The sequence below is a fragment of the Caldimonas manganoxidans ATCC BAA-369 genome, from assembly GCF_000381125.1.
Lineage (GTDB): Bacteria > Pseudomonadota > Gammaproteobacteria > Burkholderiales > Burkholderiaceae_C > Caldimonas > Caldimonas manganoxidans.
Window position 1 is genome coordinate 124,973 of the sequence record NZ_KB905934.1, and the last position, 13,137, is coordinate 138,109.

Consider the following 13,137-nt stretch of genomic DNA (forward strand, 5'->3'; position numbering starts at 1 on the left):
ATGCTCAAGGTGTTCATCGTCGATGATGAAGAACTGGCCCGCCTGAGGCTGCGCTCCCTCTTACGCGAGCCCGACATGCCGACCAATCGAGTGGTGGGCGAAGCCGCCGACGCACGCCAGGCCCAGGCTTGGCTGTCCGAGCAGACTTGCGATCTGGTCTTGCTGGACGTGCAAATGCCCGGGCTCAACGGCACGCAACTGGCTGCGCAATGGCAGACCCGGCCCGACGCGCCGGCCGTGGTCTTCGTCACCGCGCACCCCGAACATGCGGTCACCGCCTTCGAACTCAATGCGGTGGACTACCTCACCAAGCCGGTGCGCCGCGAGCGCCTGCGGGCCGCGCTGGAACGCGCCGTCGAACGCATCAAAGCCCGTGCCCAGCAGGTCGAAGACGGCCCGGTGCTCGTGGTGAACGACCGCGGCCGCGTGACCCGCGTGCCGGTGCACGAAGTGCTGTACCTGAAAGCCGAACTCAAGTACGTGACCCTGCGCACGGCCGACCACAGCTATGTGCTCGACGAGTCGCTGGCCACGCTCGAAGAACGCTTGGGCGAGCGCTTCTTGCGCATCCATCGCAACGCTCTGGTGGCCCGACGGGCCGTGCGGGCCTTGGAGCGCCGCAGCGTGAGCAGCGAGGACGACGAGCACGGCAAAGAGGGCTGGGCCGTGCGTCTGCACGGCCTGGACGAATGGCTGGCCGTCTCGCGCCGGCAGTTGCCCGCGGTGCGCGAAGCACTCTGCAGCAAGGGCCTATGAACCCGCCCGCGCCCATGGACCCGCCCGCCGAAGTGCGGGCCTGGTGCCAAGCCGCACGACGCCCTTGCGTGCTCAGCGGCGCCGGCATGTCCGCCGAAAGCGGCGTGCCCACCTTCCGCGACACCCCCCGCAGCCTGTGGGCGCGCTTCGACCCCGCAACCCTGGCCACCCCCGAAGCCTACGAACGCGACCCGGCCCTGGTGTGGGCCTGGTACCAATGGCGCACCCACCTCGTGCGCCGGGCCCAGCCCAACGAAGGCCATGTGGCGCTGGCGCGCTGGGCCCGCAGCCGGCCCGAGCTGCGCATCGTCACCCAAAACGTGGACGACCTGCATGAACGCGCCGGCAGCCCCGAGGTGATCCACTTGCACGGCAGCCTGTTCGCTGCGCGCTGCGTGGCCTGCGGCCGCCCGCCAAGCCAGCCCCTGGCCTCGCTCGGCGACGATGGGCCGCCCCCACTGCGCCTGCCGCCTCCGACGTGCGCGGCCTGTGGCGGCCTCCTGCGCCCTGGCGTGGTGTGGTTCGGCGAAGCCCTGCCGCCTGGCCCCTGGCAGGCCGCCCTCGATGCCGTGACCCGCTGCGATTTGCTGTTGGTGGTGGGCACCTCCGGCCTCGTCCACCCGGCGGCCAGCCTTCCGGCGCAAGCCCTGGCCCGCGGCGTGCCCGTGGTGGAAATCAATCCGCAGCCCACGCCATTGAGCCCGCTGGCCAGCCGAGTCTGGCGCACCACGGCGGCCGTGGGCTTGCCGCAACTGCTGCCGGACTGAACCAGACGCCGCCCCGGCGGGCGCGGCCGTCGCAGGCTGCGGGATAGTCCTGAAAGACCGCCCCAATTACTTCAATAACATAAGTATCGAGGTCGCCCCGGCTTCACGTCAGACGATACACCTCCAGCACGACCCGATGCGCCTGCCGCAACCCGCTTGCCACCGCCATCACCGCGTTGAGATGCGCCCAGGTCGGCGCCCCGGTGGTAAAGCGCATCGTCGTGCGGAAGAAATAGTCCCGTGGATCGACCATCTCGCCCCGCGCCAGCCGCTCCATGACCGCCGGCGGCCCGTGGCGCAGTCCATGGCTATGCACCTCGACCAGGCTGCCATCTTGCAAGCGCAAGACATAGTGTGCGGCGATTTCCAGCACACCGTCGCTGCGGGCGAGTTGCCAGTCCACCCCGCCGTCGAGCACGACCCCGTTGAGCTCGGGGCCACGGACCGTGCCACCACGCAACGGCACATAGCGGCGTTCGCCCAGCGGACTCATGCCCAGGCTGACCAGCGCATCCACTTCGCACTCGATACGGGCCATGCGCCGCAAGCCGGGCATGACGGGATCAACACAGGGCACGGGCATGTTCTCCATGTCGGTAGAAGTTGGCCTTCGGCGCAAGATAGCGTGGCCGAGCGCACTCGGATGTCATCCGTGAAGATGACGTGGAGGCTCGAATGAACGCCTGGCCCCTGCCCGTTGGAGGCCCGCCGCCGACGATCACGGCCGTGGCAGCGCGCTTGATCCAGGCCCTCGGTCGCGCCGAGTTCGCCCAAACCGCCTTGAACACCCTCAACGATTGTGTGGCGGCAGGTTCATGGTCGGTCTATCAAGTGTGGCCCGACCGAGCACCGGTGATGCACTTGTCGGCCAGCCGACAAGCCGTGGACACCACACAAGAATGCTTCGAGATTTACCGTGACCTCGGGTTGTACCGCAGCGACCGCAGCTTCGACCCGGTGCGCGCCGCGCGCCGGCCTGGTCAGGCCATGGTGTTGCGCATGCATGCCGACGAGGCCCCCAGTGTGCAACATCGAGAAGCGATTTATCGGCAACACGGCATGCTCGAGCGCCTGTCGGTCGTGCAGCTCGAGCCGGACGGCTCGCTGTTGGCGGTGAACATCTACCACCATGAAGGCCAGGGCTGCTTCGATCCGGCCGAGATCGAACATTTCGCCCATCTGGCGCCCATGCTGCTGGCCTGCGTCACCCGGCAAGTGCAGTGGCAGTCCCACTCGGCAGACGCAGACCTGCGGCGGCGCCTGCTCGCCCGCTGCCCGGCGCTCACCGCGCGCGAGCTGGACGTGCTGGAGCGGCTGCTGCGCGGCCTGAGCTATGAGAGCATTGCCGCAGACCTGGGCCTGTCGGTGGCCAGCGTCAAGACCTATCGGGCGCGCGCCTTCGCCCGACTGGGCCTGCACTTCAAGAGCGAGCTGTTCGCGGCCCTGATCCCTTGAGGCCAGCCCCGCGCGCCTTGTCGTCCTCAGGGATGACAACAAGACAGGCTCATGCGGCGGACACTGGTGGTCCCAGACCCTAACACACGGAGACCACCGCCATGCTGCGCCGCACCCTTCTGCGAGCCACCTCCTTGGCCCCGCTGCTGGCTCCCGGCCTGTCTGCGCTGGCCACGCTCGCGATCGCTCAAAACTACCCGCAACGCCCCGTGCGTCTGATCGTCGGCTTCCCGCCCGGCACCGGCCCCGACGTGGTGGCCCGAACCCTCGGGCAGCGCTTGGCCGAAACGCTCAAACAAACCGTCGTGGTCGACAACGTCGCAGGCGCCGGCGGACAAATCGCCGCGCAACAAGTGGCCAAGGGCACGCCCGATGGCCACACCTTGCTGTTGGGCGAAGTCGGATCGATCAGCATCGCCCCGGCCACCCACCGCAAGCTGCCCTACCAGCCTGCCAAGGAATTGGCCCCGGTGTCGGAAATCGTGCGCGCCGACTTCGTGTTGGTGGTGCCGCCCAATGCGCCTTATGCCGACGTCGCATCCCTGGTGGCGGCCGCGCGCGCGGACAAGCAAAAGTTCAACTTCGCCACCTTCGGCGCGGGCACGCCGGGCCATTTCGGCGCCGAAATCTTCGCCAGCCGTTCGGGCTTCCAGATCGAGCCCGTGCACTTCCGTGCCACCGGCGATGCGATCACGGCTCTGGTGAGCGGCAGCGTACAAGCCGCCTTCGTCAGCACCGCCTTGGCCGCCCCTCAAATCAAAGGCGGCAAACTGCGCGGCCTGGCCACCACCGCGACTCGCCGCTCGCCCCTGCTGCCCGAAGTGCCGACGTTTGCCGAACTCGGTTTGGCCGACATCAACTTCTCCGCATGGTTCGCCGTCTTTGCACCGGCGGGCACGCCCGAGTCGGTGCTGGACCAGCTCAATCGCGACATCGTCGCCGCCATGCAAAGCCCGATCGTGCGCAAGCAACTGGAGGACGCAGGCTTCACCGTGCTGGGCACGAGCCGGGCCGACACACAGCGCCTGCTGCACTCCGAAGCCCAGCGCTGGGCGGCCGTGGCCAAGGCAACGGGTTTTCAGATCGATTGAGCATCGCCCGCCGAGGCTCAACGCCACGGCCGGCGCAGGCTAGGCCTTGCGCGCCAGCACCGGCGCAAGCGCCCGCCCGGTGTGGCTGCCGGCGGCCACCACGGCTTGCGGCGTGCCGGCCACCACCACCTGGCCGCCGCCGGTGCCGCCTTCGGGGCCGAGGTCGAGGATCCAGTCGGCTTCCGCAATCACATCCAGGTCGTGTTCGATCACCACCACGCTGTGGCCGGCGTCCACCAGGCGGTGCAGCACGCGAATGAGCTTTTCCACATCCGCCATGTGCAGACCGACCGTCGGCTCGTCCAGCACGTACAGGGTGTGCGGCGCCTTGTTGCCGCGCCGCATCACATCGTCTCGCACCTTGCTCAGCTCGGTGACGAGCTTGATGCGTTGAGCCTCCCCGCCGGACAGCGTGGGTGAAGGCTGGCCGAGGGTCAGGTAGCCCAGGCCCACGTCCCTCAACAGTTGCAAGGGGTGGGCAATGGCGGGCATGGAGGCGAAGAAGTCCACCGCCTCGTCCACCTCCATGGCCAGCACATCGCCGATGCTCTTGCCCCGCCAAGTGACGGCCAAGGTTTCGGGGTTGAAGCGCGCACCGCGGCACACGTCGCACAGCACTTTCACATCGGGCAAGAAGCTCATTTCGATGGTGCGCAGACCCTGGCCTTCGCAGGCGTGGCAGCGCCCCTCGCCGGTGTTGAAGGAAAAGCGCGCAGGCGCATAACCGCGCGCCTTGGCTTCCAATGTGCCCGCAAAGAGCTTGCGGATCTCGTCCCAGAACCCCACATAGGTGGCCGGACAGGACCGCGGCGTCTTGCCAATGGGGGTTTGGTCCACTTCGAGCACGCGGTCCACGCGTTCCCAGCCTTCCAAAGCGCTGCAGCCCATCCACGCAGGCAGGCCCTTGCCGCGGTTGTTCACCACGGCCTGCAGGTTGGCCAGCAGCACGTCGCGCGCAAGCGTGGACTTGCCCGAGCCGGACACCCCGGTGACGGCCACCAAACGATGCAGCGGCACCTCCACATCGATGCCGCGCAGGTTGTGCAGTGAAGCGCCGCGCAATGTGAGCCGGGGCGTGTGACGATCGACCGCTCGGCGCGGCTGCATGGGGTGCACCAACGGGCGCGCGAGGAAGCGGCCCGTGAGGGATTCGGCCTGCGCAGCCAGTTGATCCGCAGTGCCTTGAGCAATCAGTCGTCCACCGCGTTTGCCGGCGCCGGGGCCGATGTCGATGATGTGGTCGGCGCGGCGGATGGTGTCTTCGTCATGCTCCACCACCACCAGGGTGTTGCCTTGGTCGCCCAGCTTGTGCAAAGCGTCGAGCAGGATCCGATTGTCGCGCGGATGCAGGCCGATGGTGGGTTCATCGAGCACGTAGCACACGCCCTGCAGATTGGAGCCCAATTGCGCGGCCAGCCGGATGCGCTGGGCCTCACCGCCGCTGAGCGTGGGCGCCGCACGATCGAGCGTGAGGTAGCCCAGCCCCACATCCTCCAAGAACGCGAGTCGGTTGCGGATTTCGCTCACCAAGTCGCGCGCGATGGCGGCCTCGCGGCCTTCCAAGGCCAAGGTGTCGATCCAACGACGTGCCTCGGTGACCGAACGGGCGGCCACGTCCGCAATCGATTCGCCGCGGAAGCGAATCGCCAGCGACACCGGGTTCAGGCGCGCGCCGCCACAGGTGCTGCAGGGCTGGTCGGACACGTCCTCCAGTTCGGGCTCGGCGAAGGTCTGCTCGCGGCCTTTGTCATCGTCACGCCGCGTGTCATCCAACGCACGGCGCTGCTCGCCCGTCAGCTGCACGCCGGTGCCCACGCAGTCGGGGCACCAACCGTGCTTGGAGTTGTACGAGAACATGCGCGGGTCGAGCTCAGGGTAACTGGTGCCGCACACCGGGCAAGCGCGTTTGGTGGAAAACACCTTCACCTGGCCGATGTCGGCCGTCGAGCGGCCTTCGGCCATGGCGCCTTGCAATCCATCCAGCGGCACCAGCAGGTGCATCACCCCCTTGCCCAGCTCCAGCGTGCGGCTGAGCAAGCCGCGCAGTTCGGCCTCGTGGTCGGGGCGGATCACGAGGTCGCCCACCGGCAGCTCGATGGTGTGCTCTTTGAAGCGATCGAGCTTGGGCCAAGGGGTCACGGGCACGAACTCGCCGTCCACGCGCAAATGGGTGTGGCCGCGGGCCTGAGCCCATTTGGCCAGGTCGGTATAAAGACCCTTGCGGTTCACCACCAAGGGCGCCAGCAGGCCCACGTGCTGGCCCTTGTGCTCACGCAGCAGCTGCGCGGCGATGGATTCCGGCGTTTGCGGCCGCACCTCGGCGCCGTCATGCACACAATGCTGCACGCCCAGCTTGACATACAGCAAGCGCAGGAAGTGATAGACCTCGGTGGTGGTGGCCACCGTGCTCTTGCGCCCGCCACGGCTCAAGCGCTGCTCGATGGCCACGGTGGGCGGGATGCCATACACCGCGTCCACTTCGGGCCGCCCGGCCGGCTGCACGATGGAGCGCGCATACGCATTGAGCGATTCGAGATAGCGCCGCTGGCCTTCGTTGAAAAGGATGTCGAACGCCAGCGTGGACTTGCCCGAGCCCGACACGCCGGTGATGACGCTGAACTTCCCGCGCGGGATGTCCACGGTCATGGCCTTGAGGTTGTGCTCGCGGGCGTTGACGATGCGGATGGCGTCCAGGCCGTTGGCCTGGGCGGCGGCGCGGCGCGCGCGCACCAGGGTTTGCAGCGGGGCGCCCTCTTCTGCTCGGGCACCATCCACCAGGCCCAACGCAGCTTCGTACTCGCGCAGCGCGCGGCCGGTGTGCGACTGCGGGTGGGCCTTCACGTCCTCGGGCGTGCCGGTGCACACCACCTCGCCGCCGGCTTCGCCGCCGTCGGGGCCGAGGTCCACGATCCAGTCGGCCGAGCGGATCACATCCAGGTTGTGTTCGATCACCAACAGCGAGTGCCCCGCCTCCAGCAGCTTGCCAAAGGCGCGCATCAGTTTGGCAATGTCGTCGAAATGCAAGCCAGTGGTCGGCTCGTCGAACAGGAACAACATGCCCTTGCGCGCCACGGCTTGATGGCTGGACGTGGCGTTTTTGGCCGCCTCGGCCAGATAGCCCGCGAGCTTCAGACGCTGGGCCTCGCCACCGGACAGCGTGGGCACGGGCTGGCCGAGCTTGAGATACTCCAAACCCACGTCCACCAAGGGCTGCAGCGCGCGCAGCACCTCGCGGTCGCCGCGGAACAGCTCGGCCGCTTCGCGGACGGTCAGCTCCAGCACATCGGCCACGCTGAGCGAACGCCAATGGCCGTCCGCCGCGGGGCGGTCGAGGCGCACTTCCAGGATCTCGGCACGGTAGCGGCGGCCATCGCAGTCCGGGCAGCGCAAGTACACATCGCTCAAGAACTGCATCTCCACATGCTCGAAGCCCGAGCCGCCGCAGGTGGGGCAGCGGCCCTCGCCGGCGTTGAAGCTGAACATGCCCGCGCCATAGCCGCGCTGCAAGGCCAAGGGCGCGGCGGCAAACAGCGCGCGGATCTCGTCGAAGGCCCCCACATAGCTGGCCGGGTTGGAGCGGGCGGTCTTGCCGATGGGAGACTGATCCACGAAAACCACATCGGTGAGCCAGTCCGCGCCCAGCAGACGATCGTGCGCACCTGGGCTCTCGGTGGCCTTGCCGAAGTGTCGGGCCAGCGCCGGATACAGCACGTCTTGCATCAAGGTCGATTTGCCCGAGCCGCTGACGCCAGTGATGCACACCAGGCGCTGCAGCGGGAACTCGACGTTCACCCCGCGCAGGTTGTGCTCGCGCGCCCCTTCCAACACCAAGCGCGGCGTGCCGTCCGTGACCCGACGACGCATGCCGATGCCGATGCGCTTGCGCCCGCCCAGGTAAGCGCCCGTCAGCGTGTCGGCCTGGCGCAGCGCCTCGGGCGTGCCATCGAAGACCACCTGGCCGCCGCGCTCGCCAGGCCCCGGCCCCATGTCGATGATGCGGTCGGCCGCCAGCATCACCGCCGGATCGTGTTCCACCACCACCAGCGTGTTGCCCGCATCGCGCAGGCGCAGCATGGCCTCGTTGATGCGGTGCATGTCGCGCGGGTGCAGGCCGATACTGGGCTCGTCCAGCACGAACAGCGTGTTCACCAGCGAAGTGCCCAGCGCGGTGGTCAGGTTGATGCGCTGAACCTCTCCGCCGCTGAGCGTGCGGCTTTGGCGGTCCAGCGTCAGATACCCCAGACCGACATCGCACAGATACCTCAACCGCGTGCGGATCTCGTCGTACAGCAGGTGCAGCGGATCTTTCTCGGTGGCTGCGTCGGCCGGCGGTGCGATGCGATCGAAGAATGCGCGCACCCGTTCGATGGGCAACAGCATCAGATCGTGCAAGCACAGGCCCGGTAGCGCATCGAGCTGCTCGCGCGACCAGCCGACCCCCACGGGCATGAAACGGGTGTAGCGATCCCCCAGCACCGCATCCGCATCGTCCTTGCTGCCCAAACGCCACAGCAAGGATTGGAGCTTCAGCCGCGCCCCGCCACAGCTGGTGCAAGGCGTGTAGCTGCGGTACTTGGACAGCAGCACACGAATGTGCATCTTGTAGGCCTTGCTTTCGAGGTATTCGAAGAAGCGCCGGATGCCGTACCACTGCCTGTTCCAGTCGCCATTCCAGTGCGGCGAGCCCTCCAACACCCAGGCACGCTGGGCGTCCGTGAGCTGGCTCCAGGCCGTGTCGCGTGGGATGCCCGCTTCCCCAGCGTACTTGAGCAAGTCGTCCTGGATCTCTTTCCACGCTGGCGTCTGCAGCGGCTTGATGGCCCCCGAGCGCAGCGTCTTGCGATGGTCGGGAATGACCAGCCCCCAATCCACCCCGATCACCCGGCCAAAACCGCGGCAGGTCTCGCAAGCGCCGTAGGCCGAATTGAAGGAAAACATCGCTGGCGTCGGAGGGTCGTACCGTAGATCGCTGTCGGGGCTATGCAAACCTGCCGAAAACCTCCAGACCTCCGGCTCGCCTTGCTCACGCAGCACGTGCACATTCACACGGCCGCCGCCTCGCTTGAGTGCCACTTCCAAAGCTTCGATCACGCGGGCCTTGTCCGTGCCGGCCAGGCGGAAGCGGTCGGCCACCACATCCAACACTTTGCGCGGCCCTTGCGGGGTGACCACCTCGCGTTCGGCCTGCACGCGGGTATAGCCGCTGGCCGACAGCCATTGCTCGATCTCCTCGGGCGTGGTGTGCGCAGGCAGCTCCACCGGGAAGCTCACCACCAGACGCGGGTCGCCGCCTTGCGTGCGCTGCAACAGGTCGGCATAGATCGTCTCGGGATTGTCTTGCCGCACCGGCTGGGCGGTCTGACGATCGTAGAGCTGCGCGGCGCGGGCAAACAAGAGCTTGAGATGGTCGTTCAGCTCGGTCATCGTGCCCACCGTGGAGCGCGAGGTCCGCACCGGATTGGTCTGGTCGATCGCAATGGCCGGGGGAACGCCTTCCACATGATCGACCGCGGGTCGATCCATGCGGTCGAGGAACTGGCGCGCATAGGCGCTGAAGGTTTCCACATAACGGCGCTGGCCCTCGGCGTACAGCGTGTCGAACACCAAGCTGGACTTGCCCGAGCCCGAAGGTCCGGTCACCACGGTCAGCTGGCCAGTGTGCAAGTCCAGGTCCAGGTTCTTGAGGTTGTGCTGGCGGGCGCCGCGGATGCGAATGACACCAGAAGTCATGCGGGACGTCTTTCGGGAGGGTTCGGACGACAGTGGCCAAGCATTCTAGGCAGCCCCAGCGCCGGCATGCGGGGCCCGGCGTCGCCCAACCCACGCGCCGCGTGGGAATGCAAGCACGTGTAAGAACGCCGCAGGCTTGCGATTTTTCACACACTCCATCGCCAAGACCGTGTCAGACTCTCGAGTTCGTCGTGTGCCGCCATCACGGCTCGCAAGGACGGCGCCGAGCAGACCGCGGCCGGGCGCTGCCGAGCCGGTATCGGTGTGGACACCCTGCCAAGCCACCGAGGCCGGCCCATCGCGAGGCCGGCTTGCGTCATGCAGGCACAGACGACGTGTTCCGATAAGCAAAACCCCACGAAGGAGACCGCATGCACAGACGACATTGGCTATTCGCGCTGACGGCCGCGCTGATGAGCTTGGCCGCCCAAGCCCAACTCCTGATCGGCCAAACCGCTGGCTTTTCCGGGCCGGTGGCCGCGGGGGTCAAGGAGACCACCGACGGCGCCAAACTCTACCTCGACGCGGTCAACGCCCGCGGCGGCGTGAACGGACAAAAGATCGAACTGATCTCACTGGACGACAAGTTCGACCCCAAGCTGGCTGCCGACAACGCCCGGGAACTCATCGTCGACAAAAAAGTGCTCGCCCTGTTCTTGACACGCGGCACCCCCCACGCCCAAGCCATCATGCCCTTGCTGGCCGAGCACAAGATCGCGCTGATCGCCCCGTCCACCGGCGCGATGGTGCTGCACCAACCGGTCCATCCCTACATCTTCAACGTCCGCGCCACCTACCAGCGCGAGGCCGAGCGCGCCGTCCGCCATCTGAGCTTGATCGGCCTGGAGCGCATCGCCGTCATCCAAGTCGATGACTCCTTCGGCGCCGACTCGATGGCCGGCGCACAGAAAGGGTTCGACGCCGTCGGCAAACAACCGGTGGTGTTGGAAAAGTTCGACCGGGCCCAACCCAACTTCGCCCCGATCGTGCCCAAGATCGTGCAGGCCGACGCCCAAGCGGTGATCATCATCGGCTCGGGCTCGGCCGTGGTCGAGGGCGTCAAAGCCTTGCGATCCGCCGGTTCGCGCGCCCAGGTGGTGACCTTGTCGAACAACGCCTCGGCGGGCTTCATCAAGTCCTTGGGCGAACATGCCCGCGGCGTGATCGTCAGCCAAGTCTTTCCCTATGAGCGCTCTCTGGCCGCGCCGATCGTCAAAGAAGCCGTCGATCTGGCGCGCGCCAAAGGCCTGCAAGAAGTCTCTCCGGCCATGATGGAAGGCTTTGCCGCGGCCAAGGTGCTCGTCGAAGCCCTGCGCCGTGCCGGCCCCAACCCCACGCGCGCGCAAATCGTCAATGCGCTCAACGGCATCCGCAACTTCGACATCGGCGGCATGGAGATCAACTACTCCCCCACCGACCACACCGGGCTGGACTACGCCGATCTGTCCATCATCGGGCCGGATGGCAAGTTCCGGCGTTGAATGCAGGCAGCGGCACGGGCCTCCCGCGGCCCGTCCTTCCGATGGCGGGCCGTCATCGGCCCCGACACCGGCCTTGCGGCCCTGAGCATTCAGCCCAAATCCGGCAGCACCGTCTCCTTCAGCCTGCCGCGGGCGTGCTCATAGTCTGGCAGCACCGAGCGCACCACGTCCCAAAAGCGCGGGCTGTGGTTCATCTCGCGCAGGTGCGCGAGTTCGTGGGCCACCACGTAGTCGATGATGGGCAAGGCGAAGTGGATGAGCCGCCAGTTCAAGCGAATGGAGCCGTCGGCCGAGGCACTGCCCCAGCGCGTCTGTGCCGACGACAGGCTCAGGCGCGTGTAGCGCACCCCCAGCCGCTGGGCAAAGTGCCCACAGCGTTCCTCGAACACGCGTCGAGCCTGTCGCTGCAACCAGCCGTGCACAGCGTCGCGGATTTGTGCGGCGCTGGCCTGCTGAGGCAAGCCCACATGCAAGGTCAGGCGCGGCACCCCGGGCAGCGCATCGGCATCGGTGTGGAGCACCGCCCCCGTGGCCCGCGGATCGAGCACCACGATGACCGTCTCGCCCAGGAAAGGCAGGCTCGCCCCGTCGCGCCACTCCACTTTGGCCTGTTGAAGCCGGGCATTGCGCTCGTTCTGCTCGGCCAGCTTGCGCAACACCCAGCGAGCCTTCTCGCGCAGCGCCGCTTCGATCTCGCCCACGCTCACCCAACGCGGGGCACTCACCGTCAACCCCTCGGGGCCCACGACGAAGCCGATCGTTCGGCGTTTGGCGCGTCGCAAGACATAGGCCACCCGATGACCGTCGAGCACCAGCTCGTGGGTCGAACGCGGATGGGCGAAAGCCACCGGCGGCAAGCTGCGGCCGACCTCCGGGCGGCTCGGTGTCGCCGGCGCGGCCACCGTCGCGCTCGACGGCGACTCACCGGAAAACAGCGACAGTTGCTGCGGCTCGCGCGAACCTGAGGCCGGACGTACCATGGACCGGCAGTATAGGTTCAGGCCCGCTGCGGTGCGCCGGAGGCGGTGGCGCCTTCGGGATAGGCCTCGGGATCGAGCCGACGCATCTCGGCCTCGATCCAGGCTTCCACCTGGCGCATCAAGTCCTCCGGATCACGCCCCTGCGAGTCGATCGGCGGGCCGATGGACACATCGATGATCCCCGGCGTGAGCAGGAAAGACTTGCGCGGCCAACAGCGTGCCGAGGTCACGGCAATGGGCACCACCGGCACGCCGGTGGCCACCGCCAAGCGAGTGCCCCCGGTCTTGTAGGCGCCCTGCTGCCCCCTGGGCGTGCGTGTGCCTTCGGGGAACATGATGACCCAATGCCCCGACTCCATGAAGCGCCGGCCCTGCTCGGCCACTTTGGCCCAGGCCTCGGATCGTTTGCTGCGATCGATGTGCACCATGTCCAAGCGCCCCAAGGCCCAGCCGAAAAACGGCACCCACAACAACTCGCGCTTGAACACGAAGCTCAGCGGTCGGGGCATCAACGAGGGGAAGGCCAGTGTCTCCCAGGCCGATTGGTGCTTGGGCAGCAAGATCGCCGGGCCTTGCGGCAAATGATGCCACCCCTGCACGCGCCAGCGCACCCCGGCGATCCAGCGGGCCGCCCAGATCACCAGGCGGGTCCATCCCACGCAGGCCCAGTACAGAGGGCGCCCGCGCACGAAGACCGACATCACCAACACCGCCACGGCCCATGGCACCACGGTGAGAATCACCCACCCCAAAAACAACACGGACCTCAACACTCGCATCGGTTCCTACCTCGGTGATTGCAAACGGACATGTCTCGGCTGCCGCTTCGCGCCGCCGGGGCGACGGCCCGAGCCGCCCTTGCCCGGCACGGGCCGCC

The 13,137-nt window shown here is 67.4% G+C and carries 9 protein-coding genes; 5 read left to right on the forward strand and 4 right to left on the reverse strand.

All coding sequences use genetic code 11. From position 1 onward, the window contains the following. Window positions 1-756, forward strand: a complete 756-nt coding sequence (locus tag F615_RS0105465; protein ID WP_019560168.1) for a LytR/AlgR family response regulator transcription factor — start codon at window positions 1-3, stop codon at window positions 754-756. A 14-nt stretch (window positions 757-770) separates the two neighbouring features. After that, window positions 771-1,523 carry an SIR2 family NAD-dependent protein deacylase gene (locus F615_RS0105470; protein WP_019560169.1) on the forward strand — a complete coding sequence of 251 codons (753 nt, stop codon included), beginning with the start codon at window positions 771-773 and terminating at the stop codon, window positions 1,521-1,523. A 103-nt stretch (window positions 1,524-1,626) separates the two neighbouring features. Here the strand turns inward: F615_RS0105470 and F615_RS0105475 are convergent, their stop codons facing one another. Beyond that, window positions 1,627-2,079: a DUF3237 domain-containing protein gene (locus F615_RS0105475; RefSeq protein ID WP_019560170.1), complete on the reverse strand. Its 453-nt coding sequence runs from the start codon at window positions 2,077-2,079 to the stop codon at window positions 1,627-1,629. Between the two features lie 119 nt (window positions 2,080-2,198). On the opposite strand from F615_RS0105475, the gene F615_RS0105480 reads away from it, so the two are divergent. Next, window positions 2,199-2,978 carry a helix-turn-helix transcriptional regulator gene (locus tag F615_RS0105480; RefSeq protein ID WP_019560171.1) on the forward strand — a complete coding sequence of 260 codons (780 nt, stop codon included), beginning with the start codon at window positions 2,199-2,201 and terminating at the stop codon, window positions 2,976-2,978. Between the two features lie 101 nt (window positions 2,979-3,079). Beyond that, window positions 3,080-4,069, forward strand: coding sequence for a Bug family tripartite tricarboxylate transporter substrate binding protein (locus F615_RS0105485; RefSeq protein ID WP_019560172.1), 990 nt, complete (start codon window positions 3,080-3,082; stop codon window positions 4,067-4,069). A gap of 39 nt (window positions 4,070-4,108) precedes the next feature. Here the strand turns inward: F615_RS0105485 and uvrA are convergent, their stop codons facing one another. Then, on the reverse strand, window positions 4,109-9,799 hold the full coding sequence (uvrA, locus tag F615_RS0105490) for an excinuclease ABC subunit UvrA (protein WP_019560173.1): 5,691 nt from the start codon (window positions 9,797-9,799) through the stop codon (window positions 4,109-4,111). A 371-nt stretch (window positions 9,800-10,170) separates the two neighbouring features. Between uvrA and F615_RS0105495 the strand changes: the two genes are divergently transcribed. Continuing rightward, window positions 10,171-11,280, forward strand: a complete 1,110-nt coding sequence (locus F615_RS0105495; protein ID WP_019560174.1) for an ABC transporter substrate-binding protein — start codon at window positions 10,171-10,173, stop codon at window positions 11,278-11,280. 89 nt (window positions 11,281-11,369) lie between these two features. Here the strand turns inward: F615_RS0105495 and F615_RS0105500 are convergent, their stop codons facing one another. Next, window positions 11,370-12,260, reverse strand: coding sequence for a M48 family metallopeptidase (locus F615_RS0105500; RefSeq protein ID WP_019560175.1), 891 nt, complete (start codon window positions 12,258-12,260; stop codon window positions 11,370-11,372). Window positions 12,261-12,277: 17 nt separating this feature from the next. Next, complete coding sequence (locus F615_RS0105505; protein WP_033370977.1) at window positions 12,278-13,039, reverse strand: lysophospholipid acyltransferase family protein; 762 nt, start codon at window positions 13,037-13,039, stop codon at window positions 12,278-12,280. Window positions 13,040-13,137 lie beyond the last annotated feature (98 nt).